Source organism: Pseudonocardia sp. TRM90224 (assembly GCF_021245725.1).
Lineage (GTDB): Bacteria > Actinomycetota > Actinomycetes > Mycobacteriales > Pseudonocardiaceae > Pseudonocardia.
The window spans coordinates 157,184-172,738 of sequence record NZ_JAJGSX010000006.1; the positions used below are offsets into that span (position 1 = coordinate 157,184).

The 15,555-nt window shown below is 71.2% G+C and carries 16 protein-coding genes; 12 read left to right on the plus strand and 4 right to left on the minus strand.

Annotation, left to right across the window (positions count from 1 at the left end):
* Positions 1-9: 9 nt before the first annotated feature.
* Positions 10-270, minus strand: coding sequence for a DUF2631 domain-containing protein (locus LL648_RS11350; RefSeq protein WP_232662458.1), 261 nt, complete (start codon positions 268-270; stop codon positions 10-12).
* A 70-nt stretch (positions 271-340) separates the two neighbouring features.
* On the opposite strand from LL648_RS11350, the gene dxr reads away from it, so the two are divergent.
* The 4 genes from dxr (at position 341) to ispG (ending at position 4,806) form a co-directional block, all read left to right on the plus strand.
* Positions 341-1,513: a 1-deoxy-D-xylulose-5-phosphate reductoisomerase gene (gene dxr / locus LL648_RS11355; protein ID WP_232662459.1), complete on the plus strand. Its 1,173-nt coding sequence runs from the start codon at positions 341-343 to the stop codon at positions 1,511-1,513.
* On the plus strand, positions 1,510-2,790 hold the full coding sequence (locus LL648_RS11360; RefSeq protein ID WP_232662460.1) for a M50 family metallopeptidase: 1,281 nt from the start codon (positions 1,510-1,512) through the stop codon (positions 2,788-2,790). Before dxr ends, LL648_RS11360 begins: the two co-directional genes overlap by 4 nt.
* 62 nt (positions 2,791-2,852) lie before the next feature.
* Complete coding sequence (locus LL648_RS11365; protein ID WP_232662461.1) at positions 2,853-3,374, plus strand: phosphatase domain-containing protein; 522 nt, start codon at positions 2,853-2,855, stop codon at positions 3,372-3,374.
* A gap of 289 nt (positions 3,375-3,663) precedes the next feature.
* Complete coding sequence (gene ispG, locus LL648_RS11370; RefSeq protein WP_232662462.1) at positions 3,664-4,806, plus strand: flavodoxin-dependent (E)-4-hydroxy-3-methylbut-2-enyl-diphosphate synthase; 1,143 nt, start codon at positions 3,664-3,666, stop codon at positions 4,804-4,806.
* Positions 4,807-4,822: 16 nt separating this feature from the next.
* On the opposite strand, the gene LL648_RS11375 is transcribed toward ispG, so the two are convergent.
* On the minus strand, positions 4,823-6,160 hold the full coding sequence (locus LL648_RS11375) for an MFS transporter (RefSeq protein WP_232662463.1): 1,338 nt from the start codon (positions 6,158-6,160) through the stop codon (positions 4,823-4,825).
* A 146-nt stretch (positions 6,161-6,306) separates the two neighbouring features.
* Here LL648_RS11375 and LL648_RS11380 point away from each other — a divergent pair, with 146 nt between their 5' ends.
* The gene (locus LL648_RS11380; protein ID WP_232662464.1) at positions 6,307-7,140 is read left to right on the plus strand and encodes a GNAT family N-acetyltransferase; all 834 of its coding nucleotides are present in this window, start codon (positions 6,307-6,309) and stop codon (positions 7,138-7,140) included.
* Positions 7,141-7,214: 74 nt separating this feature from the next.
* Positions 7,215-8,006, plus strand: a complete 792-nt coding sequence (locus LL648_RS11385) for an SAM-dependent methyltransferase (RefSeq protein ID WP_232662465.1) — start codon at positions 7,215-7,217, stop codon at positions 8,004-8,006.
* An 80-nt stretch (positions 8,007-8,086) separates the two neighbouring features.
* Here the strand turns inward: LL648_RS11385 and LL648_RS11390 are convergent, their stop codons facing one another.
* Positions 8,087-8,908 (minus strand): ABC transporter permease, encoded by an 822-nt coding sequence (locus LL648_RS11390; protein WP_232662466.1) that lies wholly within the window; start codon positions 8,906-8,908, stop codon positions 8,087-8,089.
* Positions 8,905-9,891: an ATP-binding cassette domain-containing protein gene (locus LL648_RS11395; RefSeq protein WP_232662467.1), complete on the minus strand. Its 987-nt coding sequence runs from the start codon at positions 9,889-9,891 to the stop codon at positions 8,905-8,907. The genes LL648_RS11390 and LL648_RS11395 overlap by 4 nt, the downstream gene beginning before the upstream one ends.
* Positions 9,892-9,964: 73 nt before the next feature.
* On the opposite strand from LL648_RS11395, the gene LL648_RS11400 reads away from it, so the two are divergent.
* The 6 genes from LL648_RS11400 to LL648_RS11425 all read left to right on the plus strand — a co-directional run bounded on the left by LL648_RS11400 (position 9,965) and on the right by LL648_RS11425 (position 15,438).
* Positions 9,965-10,759, plus strand: coding sequence for a TetR/AcrR family transcriptional regulator (locus LL648_RS11400; protein WP_232662468.1), 795 nt, complete (start codon positions 9,965-9,967; stop codon positions 10,757-10,759).
* A gap of 55 nt (positions 10,760-10,814) precedes the next feature.
* The gene (locus LL648_RS11405) at positions 10,815-12,647 is read left to right on the plus strand and encodes a penicillin-binding transpeptidase domain-containing protein (protein ID WP_232662469.1); all 1,833 of its coding nucleotides are present in this window, start codon (positions 10,815-10,817) and stop codon (positions 12,645-12,647) included.
* Positions 12,648-12,687: 40 nt separating this feature from the next.
* Entirely contained in the window at positions 12,688-13,095 is a 408-nt protein-coding gene (locus LL648_RS11410; protein ID WP_232662470.1) for a DUF3054 domain-containing protein, read from the plus strand.
* A 5-nt stretch (positions 13,096-13,100) separates the two neighbouring features.
* A complete protein-coding gene (map, locus tag LL648_RS11415) occupies positions 13,101-13,958 on the plus strand; it encodes a type I methionyl aminopeptidase (protein ID WP_232662471.1) in 858 nt (285 codons plus the stop codon).
* Between the two features lie 48 nt (positions 13,959-14,006).
* The gene (locus tag LL648_RS11420) at positions 14,007-14,582 is read left to right on the plus strand and encodes a pyridoxamine 5'-phosphate oxidase family protein (RefSeq protein ID WP_232662472.1); all 576 of its coding nucleotides are present in this window, start codon (positions 14,007-14,009) and stop codon (positions 14,580-14,582) included.
* Positions 14,583-14,670: 88 nt separating this feature from the next.
* On the plus strand, positions 14,671-15,438 hold the full coding sequence (locus tag LL648_RS11425; protein ID WP_232662473.1) for a lysophospholipid acyltransferase family protein: 768 nt from the start codon (positions 14,671-14,673) through the stop codon (positions 15,436-15,438).
* Positions 15,439-15,555: the final 117 nt, after the last annotated feature.

The window sequence follows — 15,555 nt, forward strand, 5'->3', positions numbered from 1 at the left end:
CGGCGCGGGTCAGCGCCGCCAGGCGTTGCGCTTGCGCAGCGACACGTTGATCAGACCGATCGCCATGATGACGGCGATGCCGACCAGCCACAGGTTCTCCGTGCGGCCCTGGTGGTTGCCGATCTGCATGAACAGCAGCGCGATCACGCTGATCCAGCCGGCGATCATCATCCCGCGGGGGAACCCGCCGTGCCAGCCCCACTCGGCCGACGGCTCGTCGTGCGGATCGACCGTAGGCCGCTTCGCCAGCTCACGGGAGTTCCTCGCCACGCCGTCCTCCTGGATTGTGAAACAAGAACCTCATCGTCGCACAACGCGCGGGCGAGGATGATGGAGCCCGATGACTGGCACCCGATCCGTTCTCGTGCTGGGCTCCACGGGGTCCATCGGCACGCAGGCGCTCACGTTGCTCGCGGCCCACCGCGACCGGTTCACCGTCGCCGGCCTGGCCGCCGGCGGCTCCGACCTGCTGTTGCTCGCCGAGCAGGCGCGCGAGCACGGCGTGCGCACGGTCGCCGTCGCCGATCACGGTGCCGCCGCCCGGCTGCGCGAGCTGGTGCCCGGCCTCGACGTGCTCAGCGGCCCGGACGCTGCCACCGAGCTGGCCGGCGGCTCCGGCGCCGACATCGTGTTGAACGGGATCACCGGCTCGGTGGGGCTCGGGCCGACGCTCGCCGCGCTCGGCACGGGCGCGGTGCTGGCGCTGGCCAACAAGGAATCGCTGGTGGCGGGCGGCCCGCTGGTACTGGGCGCCGCCGCGCCCGGGCAGATCGTGCCGGTCGACTCGGAGCACTCCGCGCTGGCCCAGTGCCTGCGGGCGGGCCGGGCCGAGGAGGTGGAGCGGCTCGTCGTCACGGCGTCGGGTGGGCCGTTCCGCGGCCGGTCGCGGGCCGGGCTCGCCGACGTGACGCTCAAGGAGGCGCTCGCGCACCCGACCTGGGACATGGGCCCGGTGATCACCATCAACTCGGCCACACTGATCAACAAGGGCCTCGAGGTGATCGAGGCCCACCTGCTGTTCGGCATCCCGTACGAGCGCATCGACGTCGTCGTGCACCCGCAGTCGATCATCCACTCGATGGTGACGTTCGTCGACGGCTCGACGATCGCGCAGGCCAGCCCGCCCGACATGGTGCTGCCGATCGCGCTGGCGCTGGGCTGGCCGCAGCGCCTGCCGGGAGCCGCCCGCCCGTGCCGCTGGGACGCGGCGCAGAGCTGGACGTTCGAGCCGCTCGACGAGACCGCGTTCGCCGGTGTCCGGCTGGCCCGCGCGGCCGGGACGGCGGGCGGGTGCCTGCCCGCCGTGCTCAACGCGGCGAACGAGGAGGCCGTCGCGGCGTTCGTCGACGGCTCGCTCGGCTTCACCGGGATCACCGACGTGCTCGACGAGGTCCTCGATGCCGCCGACGGCTGGCGTCGCGACCCGGTTACCGTTGCCGACGTGCTCGCTGCCGAGGAGTGGGCCAGGGCCCACGCTCGCGAGCTCGCCGGACAAGCAGGAGTTTCCTCATGATGACCGTGATCGGGATCGTGCTCTTCTTCCTGGGCATCCTCGCCTCGGTCGCCTGGCACGAGCTCGGGCACTTCACGACCGCGCGCTGGTTCGGGATCAAGGTGCCGGAGTTCTTCGTCGGCTTCGGCAAGACCGTCTGGTCGCGCAAGGTCGGCGACACCGAGTTCGGGCTCAAGGCCATCCCGCTCGGCGGCTACGTACGCATGATCGGGATGATCCCGCCGGAGAAGGGCGGGACGCTCGGCCGCAGCCGGCGCACCGGCCCGTTCCAGGGACTGATCGACGACGTGCGCAAGCAGTCGGCGCTCGACGTGCTGCCGGAGGACGTCGACCGGCAGTTCTGGATGCGGGCGCCGTGGAAGCGCGTGATCGTGATGATCGCGGGCCCGCTGATGAACCTGATCCTCGCGGTGGTGCTGTTCGCGATCGTGCTGATGGGCTTCGGCGTGCCGACGCTCACCACGACGGTCAGCAGCGTGAGCGCGTGCGTGGTGTCGGCCGCGGCGCCGACCCAGGACTGCCCGCCCGGCGCGCCGCCCACGCCGGCTGCGGCGGCCGACTTCCGGCCGGGCGACCGGATCGTCGCGTTCAACGGGCAGCCGTTCGACGACTGGGACGAGCTGCGGATGGCAATCCGCGCCGCCAGCGGCACGGTCACGGTCACCGTCGACCGCGGCGGTCAGCAGCTGGAGCTGCGCCCGACGCTGATCACGACCGAGCTGAACGACCTCGACGACCCGAAGAAGATCGTGACGGGCAGCTTCCTCGGGCTCGCCCCGCTGTCGGTCGTGACGCGCCAGGATCTGCCGGCCGTGGCCGGCGAGATCGGCGACGTGATCGGCCGCACCTGGCAGGCCGTGATCAACCTGCCGCAACGGGTGCCGGAGGTGTTCGGCTCGGTCTTCCTCGGGCAGGAGCGCCAGCAGGACTCGCCGGTCGGCATCGTCGGCGCCTCGCGCATCGGCGGCGAGATCCTCGCCCTCGACGCCCCGGTCGGCCAGGAGATCGCGTTCTTCCTGCAGTTGCTGGCGCTGGTGAACATCTCGCTGTTCCTGTTCAACCTGCTCCCGATCCCGCCGCTGGACGGCGGCCAGATCTTCCCCGCGATCTGGGAGTCGATCCGGCGCCGGTTCGCCAAGGTGCGCGGGCGGCCCGATCCCGGCCCGGTCGACGTCGCGAGGCTGATGCCGGTGGCGTACGTGGTGGCGCTGGTCTTCGTCGCGTGGAGCGGGCTGCTGTTCATCGCCGACATCGTCAACCCCGTCACGCTGCAGTAAATCGCGTGCCGTTCGCGGCCTAAAATGGAAACCATGACTGTCGACCGCACAGGCGCGCCGAGGTGACGGAGAGCCTCGCCGAGCCACCCTGCCCCACGCTCCCGCTCGACCGTCCGGTCGCGGTCTTCGACATCGACGGTGTGCTGGCCGACGTCCGGCACCGCCTGCACCACCTGGAGGCGCGCCCGCAGCGCTGGGAGCGGTTCTTCCAGACGGCCGACCGCGACCCCACGCTCCCGGAGGGCGTCGAGCGGCTGCGCGCGACGCTCGAGGACCACGACGTGATCTACCTGACCGGGCGGCCGGAACGCAACCGGCGCCTGACCGAGCGGTGGCTGGCCCGCCACGGGCTGCCGACCGGACCGCTGATCATGCGCCCGGACGACGACTTCCGGCCCGCGCGCTGGCTCAAGCGGGAGGTGCTGCGGCACATCGCGGCCACCCGCACCGTCGCCTCGGTGCTGGACGACGACCCCGCTGTGGTGCGCGTGCTCGAAGAGGACGGGTGGCCGGTCGAGCTCGCCACCTGGCTCCCGCACTCGTCCACGCTGCGTCAGGCCCAGGAGCGCCGCGGGCGCACGTAGCTCGACGCTGGTTCCACGGGCACACACGCCAGGCGAGCGTGCAGCCCACCCGAGGGTTGGGGGAGGGCAGGAAAGCCACTTTCCTGCCCTGTGAGGGCCGGAAAGTGGCTTTGCTGCCCTCGCGTGCGCGGCTGCCCTTCCGTGCGAGGTGCTGCGCCGCGCACGACCTGTGCCGGGGTCGGGTCGGACGGTGTTCGCGTCACCCACCGGTGGTGCCGCTGCGGCCCCATAGGGTGCTTCGCGCCACCGCCAGCAGCGCTGCGTAGGCGCGGCGGGGATACTGGAGGTCGTGAGCGTCTCCTTGGGCATGCCCGTCCCTCCCGCTCCGACCTTGGCGCCCCGCCGGAAGACCCGGCAGCTCCAGGTCGGTGCCGTCGGGGTCGGTTCGGACCATCCGATCTCCGTCCAGTCGATGACCACCACCCTCACCTCCGACGTCAACGCCACGCTGCAGCAGATCGCCGAGCTCACCGCGTCGGGCTGCGACATCGTGCGCGTCGCCTGCCCGAGCCAGGACGACGCGGACGCGTTGCCCGCGATCGCGAAGAAGTCGCAGATCCCGGTGATCGCCGACATCCACTTCCAGCCGAAGTACGTCTTCGCCGCGATCGAGGCGGGCTGCGCCGCGGTGCGCGTCAACCCCGGCAACATCCGCAAGTTCGACGACCAGGTGAAGGAGATCGCGGCCGCCGCCAAGGACCACGGCACCCCGATCCGCATCGGCGTCAACGCCGGCTCGCTGGACAAGCGGCTGCTCGAGAAGTACGGCAAGGCCACGCCGGAGGCGCTGGTCGAGTCGGCGCTGTGGGAGGCGAGCCTGTTCGCCGAGCACGACTTCCACGACATCAAGATCTCGGTGAAGCACAACGACCCCGTCGTCATGGTGCGGGCCTACGAGCTGCTGGCCGAGGCCTGCGACTACCCGCTGCACCTCGGCGTCACCGAGGCCGGGCCGGCGTTCCAGGGCACGATCAAGTCGGCCGTCGCGTTCGGGGCGCTGCTCTCGCGCGGCATCGGCGACACGATCAGGGTGTCGCTCTCGGCGCCGCCGGTCGAGGAGATCAAGGTCGGCACCCAGATCCTGCAGTCGTTCAACCTGCGCCCGCGCAAGCTGGAGATCGTCTCCTGCCCGTCGTGCGGGCGTGCGCAGGTGGACGTCTACAAGCTCGCCGACGAGGTCACGGCCGGGCTCACCGGCATGGAGGTGCCGCTGCGCGTCGCCGTCATGGGCTGCGTCGTCAACGGTCCCGGCGAGGCGCGCGAGGCCGACCTCGGCGTGGCGTCGGGCAACGGCAAGGGCCAGATCTTCGTCAAGGGCGAGGTCATCAAGACCGTCCCTGAGCACGCGATCGTCGAGACCCTGATCGAGGAGGCGATGAAGATCGCCGAGACGATGGAGGCCGAGGGCGAGCCCCAGGTGACCGTCGGCTGACCACCGACACCCCGGGTCAGCGGCGGGGGAGCGGGGGCAGCGGCTCCGCTCGCCCGACGACGAACGCGTACGTGAGCGCGCCGATCACCGAGACGATCGCGGCGAGCAGGAACGACGGCAGGTAGTCGCCGCTGTAGAGATCCAGCAGAAGGCCCATGACACCCGGGCTGATGATCCCGGCGATGTTCGAGGCGAAGTTCTGGATTCCTCCGATGGATGCCACGTGCTTCGAGCTCGGGGCGACGTCGCCGGGCAGCGACCAGATGCCGGTGGCGGCGACGGCGAGGCTCGCGTAGGAGATCGCGAGGAACCCCAGCGCGACGTAGACCGACGTTGCGGGCGCGGCGAACACGATGGCCGCACCGCCGAGCAGGCCGCCGACCATGACGGTCTTGCGCACGCGGGTGACGTCGGCGCCGCGGCGGATGAGCCGGTCGGCGTAGAGGCCCGCGGCCCACGCCGCGACGATCGCCGTGATGCCCGGCAGCGTGCCGAGCGTGCCCAGCTGGGCGAGGTCGAGCCCGCGCGCTTCCTTGAGGTAGGTCGGGAACCACGTCAGGAAGAAGTAGATGACGAAGTTCAGGCAGAAGAACCCGAGCATCATGCCGAGGACCGTGCGGTAGCGGAACAGGTCGCGCCAGCGCACTGCCGTCGCGTCGGCGTCGTCGTTCTCCTCCAGGCGGGCGCCGTGCGCGGCGATGTACTCGCGCTCCTCGGCGTTCGCGTGGCGGTGCTGCAGCGGGTCGCGGTAGTACCAGTACCAGGCGCCGGCCCAGACGAGCCCGACGACGCCGAGCACGAGGAACGAGAAGTGCCAGCTCACGGCAGCGATCAGGGACGTCACGACCGGCAGGGCGAGCACCGTCCCGACCCGCGAGCCCGAGTCGATCACGGCCGTGGAGAACGCGCGCTCGTGGCGGGGGAACCAGCGCGACGCCGCCTTCGTGGCTGCGGGGTAGGCGGGTGCCTCGCCCGCGCCGAGCGCGAACCGGAAGGCGAACAGCGACCAGAACCCGCGGGCGAGCGGGGTGAGCGCGGTGACGATCGACCACCAGATCGCGGCGAACGTGAACGCCTTGCGCGCACCCACCTTGTCGCTGAACCAGCCGGCGGCGAGCATCGCGCCGTCGTACGCCCAGAAGAACGCGCCGAGGATCAGCCCCTTCTCCGTGTTGCTCAGCTGGAGGTTCAGGTCGTGGGTGATGAACGGCAGCGCGACGCTGAGGTTGGCGCGGTCGAGGTAGTTCAGCGACAGCCCGACGAAGGCGAGCGCGAGGATCCGGTAGCGAATCCGGCTCGCGCCGGGTGGCGCCTTCGGCGTGGTGGTCACGCTCACGTCAGGTTCGGGCTTCATCCGCGAACACGCTAGTTCGTGAGACGACGTTGTCCAGTCATAGATCCGATGTCAGATGTGATGTGGGCAACGTTTTGTGATCGACACCGCCCACCGTAGGGGCGGTCCTGTTCCGGATGGGGGCCCGGATATGGCACCGTAGGACGGTGCTTCGTGTCGCCGGAGCGCGGCTCCTCGACGACCGGGACCGCGCAGGGGTTCGCGCTGCCCTGGACAGCGATCCGGTGGCCGCATGCATGGTCGCCGCACGGGTCGAGATCGCCGGTCTCGACCCCTGGCGTCTGGGCGGCGAGCTGTGGGCGACCGGGTCGCGTTTCGACGGCCTGTGCTTCTCCGGCGCGAACCTCGTCCCGCTGCGCGGCGACCGGTCCGCGTTGCGTGCCTTCGCCGACCGAGCCCGTCGCCACGGCCGGGGCTGCTCGTCCGTCGTCGGGCGCGCCGAGCTGGTGCTGCCGCTGTGGGACGACCTCGCGGAGTACTGGACGCCCGCCCGCGAGGTGCGGGGCGACCAGCCGCTGATGGTGCTCGCCGGATCGCCCGCCGTCACCCCCGACCCGTTCGTGCGGCCCGTCCGCCCGGCCGAGCTCGACGCCTACCTCCCGGCCGCTGTCGCGATGTTCACCGAGGAGGTCGGGGTCGACCCCCGCGCCGGTGACGGCGGCGCCGGCTACCGCTCGCGGGTGGCCGAGCTGGTCTCGGCCGGTCGCGCGTTCGCACGGTTCGAGAACGGGCAGGTCGTCTTCAAGGCCGAGATCGGAGCGCTCTCCTCGCAGGTCGGCCAGATCCAAGGGGTGTGGGTGCACCCCGAACGCCGCGGCCACGGCCTCGGCACCGCAGGCACCGCCGCCGTCGCCGAACGGCTGCACGCCATGGGCAGGGTGTCGAGTCTCTACGTCAACGCGTTCAACCACGTCGCACGCGCGTCCTACGCCCGCATCGGGTTCACGCAGGTCGGCAGCTTCGCCACGATCCTCTTCTGAAGAAGCCGCTAAAGGGAGACGCCTACCCACTACTGTGACGGCGCCCCGCAACGCAGCGACAGGAGAGCGTCTTCATGAGCGAGCCGGATTCCGCGATCGACACGACGGTCGCCCACTCGCCCCGGATCTGGAACTACTGGCTCGGCGGCAAGGACAACTACGACGTCGACCGGCACATCGGCGACCAGTTCCGCGAGATCTACCCACCGATCGTCGACATCGCACGCGGCTCGCGCGGGTTCCTCTCCCGCGCGGTGCGGCACCTCGCGGGGCCGGCGGGCGTGCGGCAGTTCCTCGACATCGGCACCGGCCTCCCGACCGTGGACAACACACATGAGGTGGCGCAGCGGGTCGCGCCGGACGCGCGGATCGTCTACGTCGACAACGACCCGGTGGTGCTGGCGCACGCCCGCGCGCTGCTGCGCGGCACGCCGGAGGGCTTCACCACCTACATCGACGCCGACCTGCACCAGACCGCCGCCGTGCTCGACCAGGCCCGCAAGAGCCTCGACTTCAGCCAGCCCATCGCGCTGATGCTGATGAACATCCTCGGCCACGTCCCCGACTACGACCAGGCGCGCGGGATCGTCCGCGAGCTGATCGAGGCGCTGCCGTCGGGCAGCTACCTCGTGGTCGCCGACGGCACCGACGACTCCGGCCCGTTCGAGGCCGCGATCAACCTGTGGAACGCCGCGGGGTCGCTGTCCTACCACCTGCGCTCGCCCGAGCAGATCAGCCGGTACTTCGACGGGCTCGAGCTGCTGGAGCCGGGCGTCGTCAGCTGCCCGCTCTGGCGTCCCGATTCGTCCGACATCGGGTCGATCGTCTCGGTCGAGGAGTACGGCGGCGTCGCCAGCAAGGCCTGACCAACACAAACTTCCCCACCGTTTTGCCAACCTGCACACCATTTCGGCCGTGCAAGTTGGCAAAACGGTGGGGAAGTTCGTCAGCCCTTGCGGTAGCGGCGGATCGCGAGCGGCATGAAGATCGCGACGAGCAGCAGCGGCCACGCGACGGCGAGCAGCATCGCGTTCTCGGCAGGCCATGATCCGCTGCTGAGGGCTGGGCCGGCGTTGCCGAAGAGCTCACGGGTGGCCGCGACGGTCGCCGAGAGCGGGTTCCAGTCGGCGATCGTGCCCAGCCACACCGGCATCTGCGAAGGCGTGACGAACGTGTTCGCGACCATCGTGAGCGGGAACAGCAACATCCATGTGCCGGCCGCGGCCTCCTGGCTGACGACCGTGCCGAGGTAGATCCCGATCCAGATCATCGCGAACCGCAGCAGGAGCAGCAGCCCGAGCGCACTGAGCGTCGGCAGCACGCCGGACCGGGTGACCCATCCGACGGCGAGGCCGCAGAGGATCAGCACGAGGAGGTCGACGCACGAGGTCAGGATGTCGGCGATGCTGCGCCCGATCACGACCGCACCCTGCGCCATCGGCATCGAGCGGAACCGGTCGAGCGTGCCGAGCGCCCGCTGCGCCGAAACCGCCGCGATCGTGACGGCGGCCCCGTTCATCATCGACTGGGCGAACATGCCCGGCATGAGGAACTCGCGGTAGTCCAGGCCGCCCGGCACCGACATGGCGCTGCCGAATACCAGCCCGAAGAGCATCACGAACATCACCGGCAGCGCGATGCTGGAGATGATCGCCGTCGGGTTGCGGCGCAGGTGGACGAGGTCGCGCTTGGCCACCGTCCACGAGTCCGCCAGCAGGGTCGCGAACCCGCTCGTCGGCATCGGGCCGATCGCGAGTGCAGTGCTCATGCCGCCACCTCTTCCTTCACGTTGGTGTTGGGGTTCCCGGTATCGGTGAGGTGCAGGAACACCTCGTCGAGCGTGGGGCGCCGCACCCCGATGTCCTCGACGGCGACGCCGGCGTCGGCGAGCGCGCCGACCACGCCGGTCAGTGCGCTCACCCGGTTGCTGACGGGCGCGCCGAGGCGGCGCAGCTCCGCGTCGACCTCCGGTTCGCTGCCGGTCACCCTGGCGATCACCGCAGCGGCGGCCGGGAGGTCGGACGTGTCGCGCACGTGGACGTCGATCCGGTCGCCGCCGATGGTCGACTTCAGCTCTGACGGCGTGCCTTCTGCGATCTTCCGGCCGCCGTTGACGACGACGATCGTGTCGGCGAGCTGGTCGGCCTCGTCGAGGTACTGGGTGGTCATGAGCACGGTCGTGCCGCCCGCCACGAGCTGGCGCAGCGCGGCCCACACCTCGCCGCGGTTGCGCGGGTCGAGCCCGGTGGTCGGCTCGTCGAGGAAGAAGACCCGCGGTGCGAGGATCAGGCTGCTCGCGATGTCGAGCCGGCGACGCATCCCGCCGGAGTAGAACTTCGCGCGCCGATCCGCCGCCTCCGTCAGCCCGAACTGCTCCAGCAGCTCGTCGGCCCGCATCGCGGCCGCGCGCGGCGAGAGGTGGAACAGTCGCGCCCAGAAGATCAGGTTCTCGCGGCCGGTCAGGACGTTGTCGACGGTGGCGGCCTGCCCGGTCAGGCCGATCTGCGAGCGCACGCCGGCCGGGTCGCGTGCAACGTCGATCCCGGCGACCCACGCGCGGCCGGAGTCGGGCCGCAGCAACGTGGTCAGCACCCGTACCGCGGTCGTCTTGCCGGCGCCGTTGGGGCCGAGCAGGCCGCAGACGCTGCCCGTCGCGACGGAGAGGTCGAGCCCGTCGAGGGCGGCCTTCTCGCCGAAGCGCTTGCCGAGCCCTTCGGTGGCGATCGCCGCCGTGCTGGTCGGTGGTGTCATGCTCTCCGCCTTCAAACTGGGTACACTGTACGTCAGACACGTACAATGTACCCAGTTTTAGGATCCGAGGCAAATGAACACCGAATCAAGTGGCGTGGAGAACGTCCGGCGCAGTCTTGGACTGCTGTGGGGCATCCAGGACGAACCGACCCGAGGACCCAAACCCGGCCTCGGGGTGGAGCAGATCGTGCGCGCGGCCACGACCGTCGCCGACACCGAAGGCCTCGGGGCGCTGTCGATGCGCCGCATCGCCACCGAGCTGGGCGCCGGGGCGATGTCGCTGTACCGCTACGTCCCCGGCAAGGCCGAGCTGGTCGACCTGATGATGGACGCCGCCTACGCCGAGGTGCTCGCCGAGGCCGACACGCAGACGGGCGACTGGCGCACCCGGCTCGACGCGTTCGCGCGGCGGGAGTGGGCGATGTACATGCGCCACCCGTGGATGCTCCAGATCGCGCAGGGCCGTCCGCTGCTGGCGCCGAGCCCGATGCGCAGCACGGACATCGCGCTGCGTGCCGTGCACGGGCTGGGCCTCGACGCCGACGAGATGCTCGGGGTGATCGTGCTGGTCAGCTCGTTCGTCGCCGGGCTGGCCCGCACCACGATCGACGCGAAGCAGGCCGCCGAGCGCACGGGCGTCACGGACGAGGAGTGGTGGTCGGTGCAGAACGAGTTCGTCGGACCGGTCGTCGCGGCCGGCAAGCTGCCGCTGGTGAACGAGGTCGGTGAGGCGGGCGCGTTCGCGTCGGACTTCGACGAGCTGTCGTTCGGGTTGGCCTGCGTGCTCGACGGGCTCGCCGTCCTGATCTCCAGACGGTCCGTCGACAACGACGCTGCGACTGGCTCGCGGGCCGCGGAACAGCTATAACGCCGTTCTCGACGCGCGTGCTGACGCCCGGGTGACCTCGGCCATACTCGGGCGGGTGCGCCAAGCCAACACCCGAGGTCGCGCTCGACGCGGCCTGGTCGCCGCGCTCGGCGCCACGATCCTCGCTGCGTCCACCGCCGGCTGTGGTCTCTTCGGCCCGAGCGGCGAGGAGCGGACCGCCACGGCGTTCGTGACGGCGTGGTCCGCCGGCGACATCGCCGGCGCGGCGGCGCTGACGGACGACCCGAAGTCCGCGGGCGAGCTGCTCACGGCGGCCCGGAACACGCTCGCGCCGGAGCGGTTCACCGCGACGCTGGGCCAGGTCCGCACCGCGACCGACCGCTCGGCCGCGGCGATCGAGCTCTCGTGGGACCTCGGCAAGGGCCGCACCTGGAGCTACCCGGGCGAGCTCGAGCTGGTGCAGGCGCCCGACACCGAGACCGGCTGGGCGGTCCGCTGGACGCCGGCCGTCGTGCACCCGCAGCTGAGCAGCGGCCAGCGGCTCGCCCTTGCCACGGATGTTCCGGAGCCCGCGCCCGTTGTCGACAGGGCGGGGGTGCCGCTGCTCTCCGCGACCCCCGTGGTCACCGTGAACCTCGATCGGCTCGCGACCGGCGGCGACCTCCCAGGCGTGACGTCCGCGCTGGCCAAGGCGCTCGGGCCGCTCGACGACGAGATCACCCAGCAGTCGATCACCGACGGCGCCGCCCGGACACCCGACGGGCAGGCCTACACCGTGGCCGTGCTGCGCGAGCCCGACTACCTCAAGGTCAAGGCCGCGATCTACGACCTGCCGGGCGTCCGGTTCGTCGGCTCGCAGCGGCTGCTGCCGCCCTCGGCGGGCTTCGCCAGCCAGGTGCTCCCTGCCGTGCGGACCGAGATGGGCGCTCAGCTCGAAGGCGTTCCGGGCTGGTCGGTGCAGGTCGTCGACCAGAGCGGCGTGGCTGTTCGGGTGCTGAACGAGCAACCGCCGAAGCCGGGGACGACCGTCACGATCGGGCTGGACCAAGCGCTGCAGGCCGCCGCGGAGGCCGCGGTCGAGCCGCTGGCGCAGCAGGCCATGATCGTGGCGATCGCGCCCTCGACCGGCGATGTCCTGGCCGTCGCGCAGAACGGCCCGGCGGACGTCGCCGGCGCGCTGGCGCTGACCGGCCGCTACCCGCCCGGCTCGACGTTCAAGATCGCGACGGCCGAGGCGGCGATCTCGCAGGCCGGGCTGAACCCGGACTCGCCGGTCGCCTGCCCCGGCACGACGACGATCGGCGGGCGGCTGGTGCCCAACGCCGACGAGTTCGAGCTGGGCACGGTGCCGCTCCGCACGGCGTTCGCCCGCTCGTGCAACACCACGTTCGCGCAGCTCGGCTCCCAGCTCGGGCCCGACGCGCTGCCGCAGGCCGCACTCACCCTCGGCATCGGCGCCGACTTCACCGTGCCGGGGCTGACCACGATCACCGGCTCGGTCCCGACGGCCACCGACCCCGTGCAACGCGCGGAGAACGGCTTCGGGCAGGGCGATGTGCTGGCCAGCCCGCTCGGGATGGCGCTCGCGACGGCGACGGTGGCGCGCGGCGCGCCGGTCGTTCCCGAGCTGATCCACGGGCGCCCGACGCAGGTCACGAAGGCGGCGACCACACCCGACCGGGCCGTGCTCGACCAGGTGCGGCAGATGATGCGGGCCGTCGTCACCGAGGGCACTGCGACCCGGCTGGCCGGCCTCGGCGAGGTCTACGGCAAGACCGGGACGGCCGAGTTCACCGACAACGGCCGCGCGCACGGGTGGTTCGTCGGCTACCGCGGCGACGTGGCCTTCGCCGTGCTGGTCGTCGACGCCGGATCGTCGGAGCCCGCCGTCGCCACTGCCCAGCGTTTTCTCAGCGCAACCGGGTGATGCTGGAGCAACGGCGCCGAGGGCCCGTAACCTGGTCGTCATGCCTGACAGGCGCGTGACACGACTCGCGCTGGCCGCCGACGTCGTCGCGGTCATCGTGTTCGCCGCGGTCGGCAGGATCACGCACTCGGCGGAGGCCGACGACCTGCTCGGGCTGGTCGCCACGATCGCCCCCTTCGCGGTCGGCCTCGGCGCTGCGTGGGCGACGTCCGCGGTGCGGACGCTGCCCGCCGGGTTCGTGGCCGGCGCCGTCGTGCTGGCGGGCACGGCGGGCATCGGGCTGCTGCTGCGGTTCGCGTTCACCGGCACCCTGCCGTTCACCTTCGCCGTGGTCACGGTGATCTCGCTGGCGGTGCTGATGCTGGGGTGGCGGGCGCTGTCGGCGCTCGTGGCGCTGCGCACGAGGGGTCCGGTCCGCGGAGCGCGATCCCGCGGGGACCTACACTGAGCTTCATGCCTGCCCGCACGTTGCTGACCCCCGGCGTGGTCGGACCCATCCGTCCCGTCCCCGCGCACATCCCGCGCCCGGAGTACGTCGGCAAGAAGCGGCCGTCGCGCAGCAACGACCCGTGGGTGCAGACGCCGGAGATCATCGAGGCGATGCGCGTGGCCAGCCGCATCGCCGCGCAGGCGCTGCAGGCCGGCGGCGCGGCCGTCGTACCGGGCGTGACCACCGACGAGATCGACCGCGTGGTGCACGAGTTCCTCGTCGACCACGACGCCTACCCGTCGACGCTCGGCTACAAGGACTTCCCGAAGTCCTGCTGCACCAGCCTCAACGAGGTCATCTGCCACGGCATCCCCGACTCGACCGTGATCGAGGAGGGCGACATCGTCAACATCGACGTCACCGCCTTCATCGGCGGCGTCCACGGCGACACCAACGCGACCTTCCTCGCCGGCGAGGTGGCCGAGGAGGACCGGCTGCTGGTCGAGCGCACCCGCGAGGCCACCCTGCGTGCGATCAAGGCAGTGCGACCGGGCCGCGAGCTCAACGTCGTCGGCCGGGTGATCGAGTCCTACGCCAAGCGCTTCGGCTACGGCGTGGTGCGCGACTTCACCGGCCACGGCATCGGACGCAGCTTCCACAGCGGGCTGGTGGTGCTGCACTACGACGAGCCGAACGTGCACACGGTCCTCGAAGAGGGCATGACCTTCACGATCGAGCCCATGATCACGCTCGGCTCGATCGACTACGACATCTGGGACGACGACTGGACCGTCGTCACGAAGGACCGCTCCCGCACCGCGCAGTTCGAGCACACGATCGTCGTGACGGCCGACGGCTCGGAGATCCTCACGCTCCCGTAGCTTGAGATTCGCCTTCAGCCGGCCGGAACCCGCACGTAGCTTGAAGGCATGGCCAAGGTCTACGAGGCGATCGACGGCAAGCTCCGCGCGTTCATCGAGTCCCAACCGGTCTTCTTCGTGGCCACTGCGCCGCTCGCGGGCGACGGCATGGTCAACCTCTCGCCGAAGGGCACCGTCGGCACGTTCCGCGTCGTCGACGAGCGCACGTTCGCCTACCTCGACCTCACCGGCAGCGGCGTCGAGACGATCGCGCACCTGCAGGAGAACGGGCGGATCTGCGTGATGTTCTGCGCGTTCGACGGCGCGCCCAAGATCGTGCGGCTGCACGGCACCGGGCGGATCACGTTCGCCGACGACCCCGGGTTCGCGGCCGAGTTCGAGCCGTTCGGCGCGGCCGGCCAGGACCGGCGCCCGCAGACCCGCGGCGTGATCACCGTCGACGTCGCCAGGATCTCCGACGCCTGCGGCTACGCGGTTCCACGGATGCAGCTCGTGGAGGAACGCGACATCCTCGACGCGTGGTCGCAGACCCGCGGGCCGGAGCGGCTCGCGACCTACCATGCCACCCGCAACGCGAGCAGCCTCGACGGACTCCCGGGCCTTCCGGTGCCCACTCGGGCCTAAGGAGCGCCTAGGACCAGGATCACCGCCGGGCCAGGTGCGACTCCGTCGGGTGACGGGGGATGATCCCCGCTGACGCCGAGGAGGATGCATGACGGGAGCTCGACAGCTGACCGGTTGGGAGAAGCTCCGGCTGAGCTTCTCGCGCCGGTGGACCGATTCCGGGTTCTGGTACGGGCTGGCGATCGCGGTGATCTGGCCGTTCGCCATGTTCGGCACCCGGATCGGCTGGCGCGGCGGCGAGCACATCCCGCGCACCGGTGGTGCGCTGCTGGCGATCAACCACGTCTCGTTCTCCGACCCGATCTTCAACGTGGCGTTCGGCATCAGCCACGGCCGGATGCCGCGGTTCCTCGCGAAGTCCGAGCTGTGGAGCATGCCGGTCGTGAAGTACGTCCTCGCAGGTGGGAAGCACATCCCGGTGTACCGCGAGTCGACGCGCGCGGCGGATGCGTTCCGCGGTGCGATCGAGGCCGTGCAGCGCGGCGAGATCGTCGCGTTCTACCCGGAGGGCACCTACACCGCCGATCCCGACGGCTGGCCGATGAAGTCGAAGAACGGCATCGGGCGCATCGCGCTCGTCACCGGCGCCCCCGTCATCCCGGTCGCGAACTGGGGCAGCCAGGACGTCCTCGCGCCCGGCACGGGCAAGGTCAAGCTCTTCCCGCGCAGGCGCGTCACCGTGGTCGCCGGCCCGCCCGTCGACCTCTCGCAGTGGATGGGCGGCCCCCGCACCCGCACGGCGCTCGACGGCGCCACCGCCGCGATCATGAACGACGTCACGGCGCTGCTGGCGGGGATCAGGGACGAGCAGCCACCGGCGGAGGCGTTCGATCCCGCGGGGCAGCGGTCGGCGTAGGGGCCACCGGCCACGGGGCAAGGCGAGGGCAGGAAAGCCACTTTCCTGCCCCCACAGGGCCTGAAAGTGGCTTTCCTGCCCTCCGGCCGGAGGCCGGAGGGCAGCGCCGGGGGGCCC